Here is a 15805-nt window from a genome sequence, read left to right as displayed (position 1 = left end):
AGGGTAGAATCGTAGCGGTTTTCCCCGGCGCGCCCGGCGTGCCCAGCCGAATGGACCAGAAATGAACAAGCGATTCGCAAGGATTTCCGCCCTGTCGCTGCTGGCGCTGCTCATCGCCGGCTGCGCCACCACCAGCGTGACGCCGAGCGCCTCGCCGGCCCAATCGGCCGCGCTGGCGCTGCTGGACCAGGGCAAGCCGAAGGACGCGGCGCAGCAGCTCGAGGCGCAGGCCGCCGGTGCCACTGGCAGCGAACGCAACCAGTTGCTGGGCGACGCCGCCTTCGCCTGGTACGAGGCCGGCGACGCCGCCCGCGCGCGCAGCCTGCTGGCGCAGGTGCAGCCGCGGCAGTTGCCGCCACTGAGCAAGGTGCGGGTGGCATTGGTGGAGGCCGAACTGGCCCTGGCCGACCGCCAGCCGGCCAAGGCGCTGCAGGCGCTGGGCAGCGATCCGCGGGACGTGCCGCAGAACCTGCGTGCGCGCTGGCACCTGGCCCGTGCACAGGCCCTGGAAGGGACCGGCGACGCCACCGCGGCGCTGGACGAGCGCGCCCGCGCCGACAACGGCCTCAGCGGCCAGGCGCGCAGCGACAACCAGCGCGCCATCGTGCGCCAGTTGGCCACGCTCAACGACGCCACCCTGCAGGCGCGCGCCGCCGCGCTCCCGGCCGGCGATCCGCTGTACAACTTCGTCGGCCGCGCACTGCTGAGCCGCGGCCTGGCCCTGCCGCGCCCGTTCGACCGCGGCGAGCAGTGGGGCTTCGACACCAGCAAGCGGCCGCCGGCCGAGCGCGACGGCTACCGCCCGCCGGCCAAGCTGGCGGTGCTGCTGCCGTTGAGCGGCAGCCTGGCCACCGCGGCCGCGCCGGTCCGCGACGGCCTGCTCGCCGGCTATTACGGCGAGACCCGGCGGCGTCCTGCGATCGACTTCATCGACACCACCGGCACTCCGGCGGGGGCGCTGGCCGCCTACCAGAAGGCAGTCGACGGCGGCGCCGACTTCGTGGTCGGCCCGCTCGGCCGCGACGAGGTCACCGCGCTGTTCGCGCGCGACGCGCTGCCGGTGCCGGTGCTGGCGCTGAACCGCGGCACGCACGCCCCGCCCGGCGGCAGCACCGGCTTCTCGCTGGCTCCGGAAGACGACGGCATCGCCGCCGCCGAATACCTGCTGGCGCACGAGCGCGGCAACACGCTGGTGATCGGCAGCAACGACGACACCGGCCGCCGTGCGGTGGCCGCGTTCCGCGACCGCTTCAGCGAGCGCGGCGGCAAGGTCGCCGGCAGCATCAGCGTGGCCGAGACGCCCAGCGACATCGCCGCGCAACTGCGCAATGCCGGTGCCGCCGACTCGGTGCTGCTGGCGGTCAAGGGCAACACCGCCCGCGCGCTGGCGCCGCAGCTGGCGCTGGCCGGTTTCGCCGGCAAGACCCGGGTGGCGACCTCGCAGCTGGTGCTGGGCACCGGCAAGCCGGAAGACGACCTGGTGCTGGACGGCATCGTCTACCCGAGCGAACTCTGGAACGTGCGCGGCGTCGGCGGCCTGCCGGCGGCGACCAGCGTGGCCGACATGCTGCCGACCGCGCGTGGCCCGGCCGGGCGCCTGTTCGCGTTCGGCTACGACGCCTGGCAGATCACCGCGTACCTGGAAAAGCTGGCGACCGGCAAGGACAGCGGCCTGCGCGGCGCCACCGGCGTGCTGCACCTGGACGGCTTCGGCAACATCGTGCGCACCCCGGCATGGTCCACCTTCAGCGGCGGGCGCCCGACCCCGCTGCCCGATGGAAACTGAGCGGCGCCGACGCGGCAACGCGGTGGAAGCGGCGGCGCGCGCCGAACTGGAGCGCGCCGGCCTGCGGTTGATCGCCGCCAACGTCGCCTTCCGCGGCGGCGAGCTGGACCTGGTGATGCAGCAGGCGCAGAGCCTGGTGTTCGTCGAAGTGCGCTACCGGCGCAGCACCGCGTTCGGCGGCGGTGCGGCTTCGGTCGACCTGCGCAAGCGCCGCCGCCTGCTGCTGGCGGCGCAACTGTTCCTGGCCGCGCATCCGCAGTATGCCAATTGGCCGTGCCGCTTCGACGTGGTCGAGGCCGACGGCGATCCGCCGCGGCTGACCTGGCTGCGCGATGCGTTCCGCGCCGAGGATTGCTGAGGTGCCCAGCATCTTCACCCACGCCGCGGTGCCGCTGGCGCTGTGGGCCGCCGCCGATCGCGTGCGCATTTCCACGCGCCTGCTCGGCGCCGGCATCGTCGCGGGGATGCTGCCCGACGCCGACGTGCTCGGCTTCGCCCTGCACATCCCCTACGCCGACGCCTTCGGCCATCGCGGCGCCAGCCACTCGCTGCTGTTCGCCGCGGTGCTGGGCGCGCTCGGTGCGCTGCTGCACCGACCGTTGCGCGCCGGTGCGCTGCAGGCGGCCACGTGGCTGTTCGTCTGCACCGCCTCGCATCCGCTGCTCGATGCGATGACCTCCGGCGGCCTCGGCGTGGCCCTGGCCTGGCCTTGGAGCGAGCAACGCTGGTTCGCGCCATGGCGGCCGATCCGGGTCTCGCCGTTCGCCAACGGCTTCTTCAGCGCGCGCGGCATGGTCACGCTGTGGTCCGAACTACGCTGGGTGTGGCTGCCGCTGGTGCTGGCCGTGCTCACCTGGAAACTGCTGCAGCCGCCCTCGTCCTCCGCGTCTTCCTCTTCGCCGCCTTCGCCATGACCACACAGCTGCCCGCCGCGCTCACCGACACCCTCGCCACCCTGCTCGGCCCAGAGGGCTGGCGCACCGACGCCGACAGCCGACGCAGCTACGGCGAGGACGATTCGCGGCGCTGGGCACTGGCCGACGCGGTGGCGCTGCCGCAGACCCGCGAACAGGTGCAGGCGATCGTGCGCGCCTGCCGCGCGCACGGCGTGCCGCTGGTGGCGCGCGGCGCCGGCACCGGCACCGCCGGCGCCGCGGTGCCGTTCAGCGGCGGCGTGGTGCTGTCGTTCGCGCGCATGAACCGCATCGTGCAGCTGCGCCCGGCCGACCGTTGCGCGGTGGTCGAACCCGGCGTGCTCAACGGCGACCTGCAGCAGGCCTTGGCGCCGCACGGGCTGTTCTGGCCGCCGGATCCGTCCAGCGCGGAGATCTGCAGCGTCGGCGGCAACCTGTCGACCAATGCCGGCGGACCGCGCGCGGTGAAGTACGGCGCCACCCGCGACAACGTGCTCGGCCTGGTCGCGGTGACCGGCACGGGCGAACTGATCCGCTGCGGCGGCGCCTACACCAAGGACGCCACCGGCTACGACCTGACCCACCTGCTGGTCGGCAGCGAAGGCACCCTGGCGCTAATCGTGGAAGCGACGCTGAAGCTGTCGCCGCGGCCGCTGGCGCAGGCCGGACTGCGCGCGCTGTACCGCGACGCCGCCGGTGCCGCCGCCGCGGTGTCGCGGCTGATGGCGCAGCCGAGCACACCGACCATGCTCGAGTTCATGGACCGCAGCGCGATCGCGCTGCTGCGCCGCAACGGCAGCGATGTGCCCGAGGCCGGCGCGATGCTGCTGATCGAGGCCGACGGCGACCACGATACCCTGCCCTACGCGCTGCAGGCGCTGGGCGCCGCCGCCGAGGGCGACGGCCTGCTGGCGCTGGACATGGCCGCCGACGGCAGCGCGCGCGACCGCCTGTGGGCCGCACGCCGCGCGCTGTCGCCGGCGCTGCGCACGATCCGCCCGGGCAAGATCAACGAAGACGTAGTGGTGCCGGTGTCGCGCATCCCCGACCTGGTGGCAGGCGTGGAAGCGCTGGCCGCCGAGTTCGACCTGCCGATCGTGGCCTTCGGCCATGCCGGCAACGGCAACTTGCACGTCAACATCATGTACGCGCCCGACGACGCCGCCGAAACCGCGCGCGCGCAGGCGGCGCTGCCACGCCTGTTCGCACTAGTGCTGTCGCTGGAAGGCACGCTCTCGGGCGAACACGGCATTGGCGTGGCCAAGCGCGACTACATGGACCAGGCCTTCGACGCGGCCACGCTGGACGCGATGCGCGCGATCAAGCGCGCGCTGGATCCGGATGGGATCCTCAATCCGGGGAAGGTGTTGCCGGATCCTTGATCGGATCGGGATTCGGGATGACCAGCCTGGCGGCTGTTGAAAGCCGGGATTCGGGATTCGGGATTCGGGATTCGGGATTCGGGATTCGGGATTCGCAACAGCGTCTTTCGCGTGCTGACCCATTGCAACATCGCCATGCCGGCTTGCTGCCATACCGTCGTAGGAGCGGCTTCAGCCGCGACCGGCGTCACCGGCAAGGTCACGGTCGCGGCTGAAGCCGCTCCTACGACGCACCAGGCGATCGCGGCCCACGCGATGGCATCGCGCACAAAATGCGCGATCGCTGCCGACGACCGATGCGCCGCGTGGCGCGGTGGCGATGGGCGCTGTGCCGGACACCACTGCCATGCTTTCTGCCTTCAAGGCGCACATTCGGCAGGCGTGACGACGCGGACGTGATCGGCGCCTTCGGCGATTGTCGGCGCTTCGAACAGGTTGTCCACCGAGCAGATCGCCGCCTCCGGAACCTGTTCGTCCGCGGCACGCTGCAGGTTCCGCGCGAGCGCAACGTGCAACGCGACCCTGATCCAGACGATCTCGATCCTGGCACCGGCCGCTTTCGCGATGGCGACGATCGACGCCCGGTGTCGAGCACCCGGCAAGGCCGCGTCGAAATAGACGGTACAGGGCCGCACCGGTTGCCGCGCAATCCATGTGGTCTTTCCCGCGCCCTGCAGGCCGCAGACGATGATGACCGTCCAGGATCCGGCGGGTTCACACGGACCATCGAGGATCGTCGTCAGGGCATCGTGGCTTTGCCGCCACGCGGCCTGGTTGCGTTCCGGTGTCCACACGCGGCCACGCTCCGTTTGCAGGAAGCAATCCGGGTTGATCACGATGGGAGGGGAGCATACGGTCATCTGTTCTTCCGTTTATCGCGTTCCACCCGCTCCCAGGGCACGCGTTGCTGCCGTAGGAGCGGCTTCAGCCGCGACCGGGCGTTACCGGGAAGCCCAAGGTCGCGGCTGAAGCCGCTCCTACGGACGGACAGCGGGGAAGGCCGCTACGTCCCATCACGCCGACGGGCACTGCACGCCGATGAAGCGCAGCCCCACGCCCGGCTCGGTGGCGATGTAGCGCGGGGCCACCGCGCTGTCGCCGAGCTTCTGCCGCAGCTTGCCGACCAGGATGCGCAGGTAGTGGGTGTCGTCCTGGTGGGTGGGGCCCCACAGTTCGCGCAGCAGTTGCGGCTGCGTCACCACACGACCGCTGTGCCGGAGCAGCAGGGCGAGCAGCGCGTACTCCTTGCGACTGAGCGGCAGCGCTTCGCCGTCCAGGCGTACTTCGCGCAGACCCAGGTGGATGTGCAGGTGGCCGTCGTCGAACACCGGCTCGGCCTCGCCGGCCACCGGCTGCATGCGCAGCAGCACGCGGATGCGCGCCATCAGTTCCTGCACGCCGAACGGCTTGGTCACGTAGTCGTTGGCGCCGGCATCCAGCGCCTGCACCTTCTCGTCCTCGCCGGCACGCACGGTCAGCATGATCACCGGCACCGACGACCATTGCCGCAGTTCGCGCAGCACGCTGTGCCCGTCCTGGTCGGGCAGGCCGATGTCCAGCACCACCAGTTCGGCGCCGTGCGCGGCCAGTTGCGCCAGGCCGCCGGCGCCGGTGTCGGCCTGCAGCACGCGGTAGCCCTGCGCGCGCAGGCTGATGTCGAGGAACCGGCGGATCTGCGGCTCGTCGTCGATGACCAGCACGCGCGGCGGCGGAATCGGATCGGCGTGGGACTCAGTCGGCATCGGGGCGGGACGGCGGCGCGGCGGGTTCGATGAGCGGCAGGGTAATGCGGATCGTGGTGCCGCGGCCATCGGGACCCGGCAGCGCCTCGACGCTGCCGCCGTGCGCGCCGATCATGCCCTGGCAGATGGTCAGGCCCAGGCCGGTGCCGTGGCGGCCGCGGTCGCCGCGCTCGACGCTGTAGAACATGTCGAAGATGCGCGCGCGCTCGTCCTCGGGAATGCCCGGGCCGCGGTCGCTGATGTCGATGCGCAGGCGGCCCTCGACCATGCCGGCGGCCACGCGGATCGCCGCGTCCGCCGGGGAGAACTTGGCCGCGTTCTCCAGCACGTTGAAGATCGCCTGCTCGACCAGCGCCGGGTGCACCCACAGCGTCGGCAGCTCCGCAGCCAGGGCGATGTCCAGGCGCACCTGCGGCTGGTAGCGCTGCAGGCGCCGCGCGGCCGAGCCGATCAGTTCGTCCACGCCGATCCAGTCGCGGTTCAAGGTCAGCCCGGTGTGGCCGAGCCGGGTCATGTCCAGCAGGTTCTGGATGTAGCGGTCCAGGCGCTCGCCTTCCATCTGGATGGTGTCGAGCAGGCTGCGGCGGTCTTCCGCGTCCATCGCCTGGCCATAGCTGGACAGGCTGCTGGCCGCGCCGATCATCGCCGCCAGCGGCGAGCGCAGGTCGTGCGAGACCGAGGACAGCAGCGCCGAGCGCAGCCGCTCGGTCTCGCCGCTGACCCGTGCGCTTTCCAGGTCGGCGACCAGGCGCGTGCGCAGCGCGGCCTGGCCGATGTCCTCGACCATCGCCTCGGCCAGGCGCTGCTGCTCCAGGCCCGGGCGCTGCACGCCGGCGCCGAAGCGCAGGCCGACCACGCCGATGGTGCCGCGTTCGTGGCGCACCGGCAGGAACCACCAGCTCGCGCCGGCCAGGGTGTCGGTGAAGCGCCCGGTGGCCTGACCGTGGCGTTGCGCCCAATCGGCGGCGCTGCGGTCCACCGCGGCCATCGACGGCGCGTAGTCGTCGGCCTCGGCGTGCGCGCGCTCCAGTGGCTGCAGGCGCAGCCAGGCCTCGGCGTCGAGGGTGCCGGCGAGCGCGCGGCGGCCGGCCTCCAGCACCTGCCCCAGATCCGCAGCACTGGTGAGTTCGCGGCCCAGCCGCTGCAGTGCGGTGGTCTGCGCGTTGACCGCGCGCAGCGCCAGCACCTGCATGCGCAGGCGCGAGGCCAGGCGCCCGGCGACCAGGGCAGCGACCAGGAACAGCAGCACCGTGACCACGCCCTGGCGCGCGCCGATCTGGAAGGTGAAGCGCGGTTCGATGAAGAAGAAGTTGTAGCTGAAGAAACTCAGCAGCGCCGCCAGCACTGCCGCGGTCATCCGCGTCTTCGACGCGACCATCACCACCGCGACGATGAACACCATCGACAGGTCGTCGATGCCGACCCAACTTTCGGCGATCCAGGCGACCAACACCGCCAGCGCCGAGGCCACCGTGGCGAACAGCAGGTCGTCGCGCGACAGCCAGTGCGCCGGGCTGCGCCAGCGCCGCCGGGCCCGCGCGCGCGCCTCCGGCGAACTGATGATCACCAGTTCGTAGTGCGCGCCGCGTTGCAGCAGTTGCTGGGTCAGGGTGCGGTTGATCATGCGCGCCAGCGGGCGCTCGCGGGTGCGGCCCAGCACCAGGGTGGACACGCCGCTGCGCGCGGCATGGTCGAGCAAGGCGTCGGCGACGTTGGCGCCGTGCAGCAGTGCAGCCTCGCCGCCGAGCCGGCGCGCCAGCGCGAAGGCGCGGTCGATCTCCAGTTGCCAGTCGGCATCCGGCTGCGCCTGTGTCTGCACGGTGACCACGGTCCACGGCGCGCCGCGGCGCTCGGCCAGGCGCCGCGCCACCCGCACCAGGTAGTCGGACTGGCCGCGCCCGTCGATCGCCACCATCACCGTGCGCCGCAGGGCGACGCTGGTGCGGCCCTGCGCGGCCTGCACGTCGCGCAGATCGTTGTCGACGCGGTCGGCCGCGGTCTGCATCGCCAGCTCGCGCAGCGCGGCCAGGTTCGACGGCGAGAAGAACGCCTGCAGCGCCTGCCCGGCCTGCTCGGGCAGGTAGACCTTGCCCTGCTGCAGGCGCTCGATCAATTCGCGCGGCGGCAGGTCGACCAGCACGATGTCGCGCAGGCGGTCGAAGATCGCATCGGGCACGGTCTCGCTGACGCGCACGCCTGTGATGCGGTGGACCACGTCGTTGAGGCTTTCCAGGTGCTGGATATTGACCGTGCTGTAGACGTCGATGCCGGCGTCGAGCAGCTCCTGCACGTCCTGCCAGCGCCGCTCGTGGCGGCTGCCGGGCGCGTTGCGATGCGCCAGTTCGTCCACCAGCACCAGCGGCGGGCGCAGCGCCAGCAACGCATCCAGGTCCATCTCGTCCAGGGTCCGGCCGCGGTACTCCAGCCGCCGCCGCGGCTGCACGGTGAGGCCTTCCAGCAACGCCGCGGTCTCGGCGCGGCCGTGGGTCTCGACCACGCCGACCACCAGCTTGCTGCCCTGCTGCTGCAACTGCCGCGCGCGCGACAGCATCGCGTAGGTCTTGCCCACCCCCGGCGCCGCGCCGAGGAACACGGTCAGGCGCCCGCCGCGCTCGCGCTGCAGTTCGCCGATCAGGGCGTCGGCCTGTTGGGTGCGGGGGTCGGGCATTTGGTGCTGGGAATGGGGAATTGGGAATGGGGAATCGCAGAGCGCAAAGCCTACATGGCTGCGCGATTTACCGCTGTTGCTCCTGCTTTTGCCCATTCCCGATTCCCGTTTCCCCATTCCCGGCCGCGTCCAAGGCCAAATTCAGCGCCAGCACGTTCACCCGCGGCTCCCCCAGCATGCCGAACTGGCGCGGCTGGGTCTGCGCGGCGACCAGGGCGGCGACGGTCTGCGGCGGCAGGCCGCGCGCGGCGGCCACGCGCGCCACTTGGATGTGCGCCGCGTCCACGCTGATGTCCGGGTCCATGCCGCTGCCGGACTGGGTGACCAGATCGTCCGGCACCTGCGCCGGGTCGATGCCCTCGCGCGCGGCCACCGCCTGGCGGGTGTCATCCAGGCGCTTGCGCAGGTCGGGGTTGCTGCGCGCCTGGTTGCTGCCGGCGGCCGACATCGGGTCGTACTTGGCGCCGGACGGCCGCGGCTGGAAGTAGCCGGCAGCGGCGAACGGCTGCGCCACCAGCGCCGAGCCGACCACCCGGCCATCGTGGCTGCGCAGGCTGCCGTTGGCCTGCTCGGGGAACAGCGCGCCGGCCAGCACGGTGGCCAGCAACGAGTACAGCGCCGCGGACGCGAGCACCAGCAGCGGCAGCACCAGCACCGCGCGCCAGCGCATCGGTTCGCGGGGGGAAACGGAGGACACGGTCATGGAGGCAATTCCGAAAGAGCGTAAAGATCGGCGCCGGGGTCAGCCCAGCGCCACCAGCAGCAGGTCGATGGCCTTGATCCCGACGAACGGCAGCAGCACGCCGCCCACGCCGTAGATCAGCATGTTCCGGCGCAGCAGCGAAGTCGCCGAGGACGGGGTGAAGCGCACGCCGCGCAGCGCCAGCGGGATCAGCGCCGGGATCACCAGCGCGTTGAAGATCAACGCCGCCAGTACCGCGTTGCTCGGGCTGGACAGGCGCATCACGTTCAGCGCGGCCATCTGCGGGATCGAGGCGGCGAACAGCGCCGGCAGGATCGCGAAGTACTTGGACACGTCGTTGGCCAGCGAGAAGGTGGTCAGCGCGCCGCGGGTGATCAGCTGCTGCTTGCCCACTTCCACCACCGCCAGCAGCTTGGCCGGATCCGAATCCAGATCGACCATGTTGCCGGCCTCCTTGGCCGCCTGGGTGCCGGAGTTCATCGCCAGGCCGACGTCGGCCTGGGCCAGCGCCGGCGCGTCGTTGGTGCCGTCGCCGACCATCGCCACCAGGCGTCCGCCGGCCTGCTCCTGGCGGATGCGCGCCAGCTTGTCCTCGGGCGTGGCCTCGGCGATGTAGTCGTCGACGCCGGCCTCGGCGGCGATGGCCGCGGCGGTCAGCGGGTTGTCGCCAGTGATCATCACCGTCTTGACGCCCATCGCGCGCAGCCGCGCGAACTTCTCGCGCACGCCGTGCTTGACCACGTCCGACAGCTCGACCACGCCCAGCACGTGCCGGCCCTCGGCCACCACCAGCGGCGTGGCGCCGCTGCGCGCGACCTGCTCGACCCGGCTCTTCAGTTCCGCCGGCACCTGTCCGCCCAGCGCGGTGACGTGGCGAATCAACGCATCGGCGGCACCCTTGCGGATCGACCGCGGCGGCTGCATGCCGTTGGCCGGCAGATCGACGCCGGACATGCGGGTCTGCGCGGTGAAGGCGATGAACTCGGCGCCGGCCGGATCGGCCGGCGGCAGGCCCTGCTCGCGCGCCAGGCGCACGATCGACTTGCCTTCCGGGGTCGGGTCGGCCAGCGACGACAGCATCGCCGCCTCGCGCAGCTGCGCCACATCCACGCCGCTGACCGCGTGGAACGCGGTGGCCTGGCGATCGCCGTGGGTGATGGTGCCGGTCTTGTCCAGCAGCAGCACATCCACGTCGCCGGCCACTTCCACCGCCTTGCCGGACTTGGCCAGCACGTTGGCCGACAGCGCGCGGTTCATGCCGGCGATGCCGATCGCCGGCAGCAGGCCGCCGATGGTGGTCGGGATCAGGCACACCAGCAGCGCGATCAGCAGCAGCGGGTCCACCTTGACGCCGACGAAGGCGGCGATCGCCGGCAGCGAGGCGACCACGATCAGGAAGGTCAGCGTCATCGCCGCCAACAGCATGGTCAGTGCGATCTCGTTCGGCGTCTTCTGCCGGTTGGCGCCTTCCACCAGCGCGATCATGCGATCCAGGAAGCTGTGGCCCGGCTCGGCGGTGACCTTCACCAGGATCTCGTCGGACAGCACCTTGGTGCCGCCGATGACGCCGGAGCGGTCGGTGCCGGCCTCGCGCAGCACCGGTGCCGATTCGCCGGTGACCGCGGCCTCGTTGATGGTGGCCAGACCGTGCACGATCTCGCCGTCGGCCGGGATCAGTTCGCCGGCCGAGACCACCACCAGGTCGCCCGGGCGCAGTTCGGCGGCGGGCACGCTGGTCTCGCCGTCCAGGCGTACGCTGGCGACCCGGCGCGCCACCAGGTCCTTGCGTGCGCGCCGCAACGAGGCGGCCTGACCGCGGCCGCGCGCCTCGGCCACCGCCTCGGCGAAATTGCCGAACAGCACGGTGACCAGCAGGATCGCGGTCACCGCCCAGCCGAAGCCGGCCGGGCCCTGGCCGGCCACGGTGATCAGTGCCGACAGCAGCGTGCCGGCGAAGACCACGGCCATCACCGGGCTGCCCAGCAGGTGCCTTGGCGACAGCTTCAACACGCTGTCGCGCAGCGCCGCACGCAACGCGGCGGCGTCGAACAGCCCGGGCCGGCGTGCCGGTGCGGAGGCCACGGAAGAAGATTGGTGCGGGGTGCTCATCGTCGTCGTCTCAGTGCGCGGCCAGGGTCAGGTGATCGGCGATCGGTCCCAACACCAGGGCCGGCGTGAATTGCAGAACGGTCAGGATCACGATGACCGCGATCAGGGTCAGCGCGAAGGTCGGGGTTTCCACCTGCAGGCTGCCGCCGGTTTCCGGCGCCACCCGCTTGCGCGCCAGTTGCGCGGCCACGATCAGCGGCACGATCAGCGCCGGATAGCGGCCCAGCAGCAGCACCGCGGCACAGCTCAGGTTCCACCACGGAATACCGTCGCCCAGCCCCTCGAAACCGGAGCCGTTGTTGGCGAACGCCGAGGTGTACTCGTAGAACACCTGGCTGATGCCGTGGAAGCCGGGATTGGAGGTCGCCGACATCGAGGCCGGCAGCGCCAGGGTCACCGCGGTGAAGCCGAGCAGCACCAGCGGCTGCAACAGGATCAGCAGCGCCAGCAGGCGCACTTCCGGCGCCTCGATCTTGCGCCCGAACAACTCCGGGGTGCGCCCGGTCATCAGGCCGGCCAGGAACACGCTCAGCAGCAGATACACCAGGAACTGCTGCAGGCCGCAGCCGATGCCGCCCCAGATCGCGTTGATCAGCATGTTGACCATGGCTACGCCGCCGGTCAGCGGCGCCAGCGAATCGTGCATGGCGTTGACCGAGCCGTTGGAGGTCTGCGTGGTCAGCGACGACCACGCCGCCGAGCTGTCCACGCCCAGGCGCACTTCCTTGCCTTCCATCAGTGCGGCGCTGGCGGTGCTGGCGGTATTGCCTTCGGCCCACATCGACAGCGCGGTGGACGCCAGCGACATCACCAGCATGCTGCCGAACACCAGCGCGGTGAACTTGCGGCGCCCGGTGAACGGACCGACCATGAACGCCACCGCCACCGGGATCAGCACGATGCCCAGCATCTCCAGCAGGTTGGAGAACGGCGTTGGATTCTCCAGCGCCATCGCGCTGTTGGGGCCGTACCAGCCGCCGCCGTTGGTGCCGAGCTGCTTGATCGCCACCATCGCCGCGACCGGGCCGAGCGGGATCTTCTGTGTCTGCTGCCCGGCACTGGCGTCCAGCGGCGTGGCGACCGGACCGGCCGCCAGGGTCGAGGGCACGCCCTGCTGGGTCAGCAGCAGCGTCCACAGCAGGCACAGCGGCAGCAGGAAGCGCAGGGTCGGACGGATCACGTCGGCCCAGTAGTTGCCGAGATCGACGTCGTCCTCGCGCATCGCCTGATGCTGCAATCCCACGCTCGCCGCAGCAGGCAGCCGTCCCTGGCGCGACGCCATCGGCTCCGGATCGTCCGGCCCGGCCATCCGTGGCCGGGCGCTCACGGTCGCGGCCGATGCCGATAGGGCATCGGCCGAGCGTGCGACCGTTCGCCCACCGAACAGGCCGCGTAGCGTCGCCGCCACCAGCGCCAGGCCCATCATCGGAGTGATGAACTGCAGGCCGACCACGCCCACCGCCTGCGACAGGTACGACAGCTGCGCCTGTCCGGAGTAGTGCTGCTGATCGGTGTTGGTCAGGAACGAGATCATGGTGTGCAATGCCACGTCCCAGCGCATGTTCGGCACCGCATCGGGATTGAACGGCAGCCAGGCCTGGGTCACGAACAGCGCGAACACCAGCACGCCCAGCACCAGGTTGCTGGCCAGGAACGCACCGGCGTAGGCGCGCCAGTGCATGCCGCGCGCCGGGTCGGTGCCGAGCAGGCGGTACAGCGGGCGTTCGATCCAGCCGAACAGCGCGTCGCCGCGCATCGGCGCCCCGCGCATCACCTTGGCCAGGTACAGGCCCAGCGGCCATCCCAACAGCAGCGCGAGCGCATAGACAAGCAATGTATCGATCATGGAAGTGGCACTCGGCTCAGAAATCTTCGGGGCGCAGGATCACGTACAGCAGGTAACCGGCCGCGACGATCACCGCCACGCCGCAAACGAACGAAAGCCAACCGCTCATGGTCTCAACTCCGAAACAAGGGGACGGCCCGCCGCATGGCAGGCCGCAATCGCATGGGAAGGCCGACGCGCGCGATGCGCACGACGGCAGAAGGGAAGCGCAACACAGCGACGGACACCGGGTCGGACAGGCCTTCTGGCCCAGGCCGGCATTATCGAAGTCGCCGCCATAAACTCTCCGTGGCGAAGCCGCGCGGCCCGCATAAATTCTGCGTAAAACCGTGCGGCGCCGGCGATCGCGCCGCGTGCTGCGGGCGCCTCGACACGGCCGCGGCCGCGCGCCGTCCTCAGTAATGCAGGATCGCGTCGATCAACGCCGTTGCCTGGTGGTTGCGATGCCCACCGTCGTAGGCGGGGAAGTCGTACGCGTGCTCGTAGCGCAACTCGGAGCGGATCTCCAGATCCTGCGACACCCAGTGGGTCAGGCCGATGGTGTGGCTGGAGTAGCGCGTGGCGAAACCGGTGCGCTGGCCGTCGTGGTCGTTCACGAACTCGTTGCGGATCGCCAGCATGTCCGAGGCGCCGAGCTGGATGTTGACGTAGTTGACGATGGCATCGGCGCTGCTGCGTCCCAGCGGGAAGTCCGGCGCCTCGCCCAGCGCGTAACCGGGGCGCCCGGTCGGCGCATGCGACTGCGACGGATCGGTGGCCAGCGCCTGGTCGCGCACGTAGATGTGGTAGGCCTCGGTCAGCATGTGCACCTTCGGCGAGAAGCGGTGGCCCCAGGTCAGCACGAACTCCTGCAGGTTGTTGTAGGTCTGCGCGGCGTTGTTGTACGACTCCACGCACGGATACAGCATGTCGTCGTTGCTCTTGGATACCCAGCGCAGGCAGGCCTGCGCGCTCAGGCGGCTGGTCGCGTCCCAGATCGCCGAATCGTCGCCGCCGTGCACGCCGAGCTGCAGCGTCCACTGGTCGTTGAGCTTGGTGGTGGTGAGGATGCCCATGTTGGTATAGGCATCGACCGTGTACAGGATCGAATGGGTCAGCAGGTAGTTGTTCGGCGAGAACTGGGCCTCGATGTCCGGCAGCGACAGGTAGCGGCCGACCGTGACCAGCATGCCCTGCGCCACCGACGGCAGGTACACGTCCACGTGCGCGATCATCGGATCGTTGCCGTAGATCTTGCCGTTGAGCGCGCTGTTGGGCTGCGGGTGGTGCAGCAGCTGGTCGCTGGTGACGCCCTTCATCGTGGTGTAGTGGTAGTCGTAGCCGTACAGGTCGTCGAGGTGGAAGCCCCAGTCGACATGATCGGTCTGCACCGTGTCCGGCACGCGCTGCAGGCGGATCAGCGCCTGGTTGAATTCGCCGCGATTGGGCCGCGTGGAGTAGGACAGCGGATAGTTGCTGCGCGAGGACGTGCTGGCGTTGAGCGAGGGATTGATCCAGCCGTACAGCTCGATGCGGTTGCGCTGCATCCACTGCCCCACGCGCGTGCAGGCCAGCGCCTTCTCCACCGGATACTGCGCATTCTCGTTGGGCACCCCGACCGGGTAGTCGACCGCGCCAAGCTGCCATTCGGCCGACGGGAACGGCGGCGAGGAGAACGGCGCCGGCAGCCCGCGGCGCGCCGGCGTCGGCGCATCGGGATCGGCCGGCTGCGCATCCTCGCGATAGGCCGAGGCCAGGCGCGAGAAGAAACCATTGGCACAATCGGCACTGCGCGCCAGCGCTGGCGTAGCGACGTCCTGCGCCGCTGCCGGCAGCGCATCGGACACCGGCGCCGCCAGACCAGCGGCAGCGGCGGGGCCAGCGCACAGCGCAGCCAGGGACAGGAACAGGGGGTGGAGCTTCATGGACATCGGGTTCTCGGCTCACGAGGAGCCGTCCTTCTTCGGGTGGAGGGAAGCAACGACAGCGCGACGCGTCACGCGCAAGCGCTATCGCAGGCGATGCGCCTGGTGGCGTATCGCGGGAAAAGAGTTGGAATGCGGCGCCGCGGCGGCGGCGTCAGCGGATCAATGCGCGTGCAGCGAATGCGCGCGGCTGTGTGGAGGCGGATGCTGCAACGCGCTGCGGCAACCATGGTGGCGTCGCGCTGCACGCGGCGTGTCGCGTCGCCTGGTCCGGAGGCGCGAGTGTTGCGCCGTCGCCGGATGTGATACACCGCGTCCGTACACAACCGTTGCGGGCAGCGACACGCTCAAGATTGCAGCCATCGATTCCACGCAAACACCCCTGTCGTCAGCGCGGAAAGTATAGGAATCGCCGAATATCTTCGTTGCAAAGCGCGCGCCGGTTCGAATAAAAGCTGCGTAAATTCGTGTACTTGGCGTGGTGTGCGCGCTGTGTGGCGATACGTGGTATCGCACCCTCATCCGCCCCTGCGGGGCACCTTCTCCCGGCGGGAGAAGGGAGAAGCGAAGCCCCTCTCCCACCGGGAGAGGGGTTGGGGTGAGGGTCCGGCGCGCGAAGCGCCGCGCCGATCTGGCTATGCGAGGCTACGCCCGTACCCTCATCCGCCCCTGCGGGGCACTCCCCCCAAAAGGGGGCCATGGTCCCGGGGGGGAGAAGGGAGAGGCCGAAGCCCCTCTCCCGCCGGGAGAG

Annotated in this window: 12 protein-coding genes; 4 read left to right on the top strand and 8 right to left on the bottom strand. The window is 70.7% G+C overall.

Annotated features, from left to right (window positions below):
• Positions 1 to 61: 61 nt before the first annotated feature.
• Genes AC1G9L_RS03975 through AC1G9L_RS03960 form a run of 4 tightly spaced genes read left to right on the top strand, consistent with a single transcriptional unit; the run spans position 62 to position 4082 of the window.
• Entirely contained in the window at positions 62 to 1786 is a 1725-nt protein-coding gene (locus AC1G9L_RS03975; protein ID WP_481070322.1) for a penicillin-binding protein activator, read from the top strand.
• On the top strand, positions 1776 to 2144 hold the full coding sequence (locus tag AC1G9L_RS03970) for a YraN family protein (protein ID WP_029562323.1): 369 nt from the start codon (positions 1776 to 1778) through the stop codon (positions 2142 to 2144). Before AC1G9L_RS03975 ends, AC1G9L_RS03970 begins: the two co-directional genes overlap by 11 nt.
• A 1-nt stretch (position 2145) precedes the next feature.
• Positions 2146 to 2700, top strand: coding sequence for a metal-dependent hydrolase (locus tag AC1G9L_RS03965; protein ID WP_019800120.1), 555 nt, complete (start codon positions 2146 to 2148; stop codon positions 2698 to 2700).
• Positions 2697 to 4082: an FAD-binding oxidoreductase gene (locus AC1G9L_RS03960; RefSeq protein WP_481070321.1), complete on the top strand. Its 1386-nt coding sequence runs from the start codon at positions 2697 to 2699 to the stop codon at positions 4080 to 4082. Before AC1G9L_RS03965 ends, AC1G9L_RS03960 begins: the two co-directional genes overlap by 4 nt.
• A 359-nt stretch (positions 4083 to 4441) precedes the next feature.
• Here the strand turns inward: AC1G9L_RS03960 and AC1G9L_RS03955 are convergent, their stop codons facing one another.
• The 8 genes from AC1G9L_RS03955 to AC1G9L_RS03920 form a co-directional block, all read right to left on the bottom strand.
• A complete protein-coding gene (locus AC1G9L_RS03955) occupies positions 4442 to 4942 on the bottom strand; it encodes an AAA family ATPase (RefSeq protein ID WP_481070320.1) in 501 nt (166 codons plus the stop codon).
• Positions 4943 to 5095: 153 nt separating this feature from the next.
• A complete protein-coding gene (locus tag AC1G9L_RS03950; RefSeq protein WP_019800249.1) occupies positions 5096 to 5824 on the bottom strand; it encodes a response regulator in 729 nt (242 codons plus the stop codon).
• A complete protein-coding gene (locus AC1G9L_RS03945; protein WP_481070319.1) occupies positions 5814 to 8492 on the bottom strand; it encodes an ATP-binding protein in 2679 nt (892 codons plus the stop codon). Before AC1G9L_RS03945 ends, AC1G9L_RS03950 begins: the two co-directional genes overlap by 11 nt.
• A gap of 67 nt (positions 8493 to 8559) precedes the next feature.
• On the bottom strand, positions 8560 to 9195 hold the full coding sequence (kdpC, locus tag AC1G9L_RS03940) for a potassium-transporting ATPase subunit KdpC (protein ID WP_481070318.1): 636 nt from the start codon (positions 9193 to 9195) through the stop codon (positions 8560 to 8562).
• Between the two features lie 39 nt (positions 9196 to 9234).
• Positions 9235 to 11304, bottom strand: coding sequence for a potassium-transporting ATPase subunit KdpB (kdpB, locus tag AC1G9L_RS03935; RefSeq protein WP_481070317.1), 2070 nt, complete (start codon positions 11302 to 11304; stop codon positions 9235 to 9237).
• A gap of 10 nt (positions 11305 to 11314) precedes the next feature.
• On the bottom strand, positions 11315 to 13150 hold the full coding sequence (gene kdpA, locus AC1G9L_RS03930) for a potassium-transporting ATPase subunit KdpA (protein WP_019801518.1): 1836 nt from the start codon (positions 13148 to 13150) through the stop codon (positions 11315 to 11317).
• A 16-nt stretch (positions 13151 to 13166) separates the two neighbouring features.
• Positions 13167 to 13259 carry a potassium-transporting ATPase subunit F gene (locus tag AC1G9L_RS03925; protein ID WP_010341961.1) on the bottom strand — a complete coding sequence of 31 codons (93 nt, stop codon included), beginning with the start codon at positions 13257 to 13259 and terminating at the stop codon, positions 13167 to 13169.
• 286 nt (positions 13260 to 13545) lie between these two features.
• Positions 13546 to 15060: an outer membrane beta-barrel protein gene (locus AC1G9L_RS03920; RefSeq protein WP_481070316.1), complete on the bottom strand. Its 1515-nt coding sequence runs from the start codon at positions 15058 to 15060 to the stop codon at positions 13546 to 13548.
• Between the last annotated feature and the right edge of the window lie 745 nt (positions 15061 to 15805).

It is taken from the genome of Xanthomonas sp. NCPPB 1132, assembly GCF_056629235.1.
This window is presented reverse-complemented; position numbering and strand designations above follow the sequence as displayed.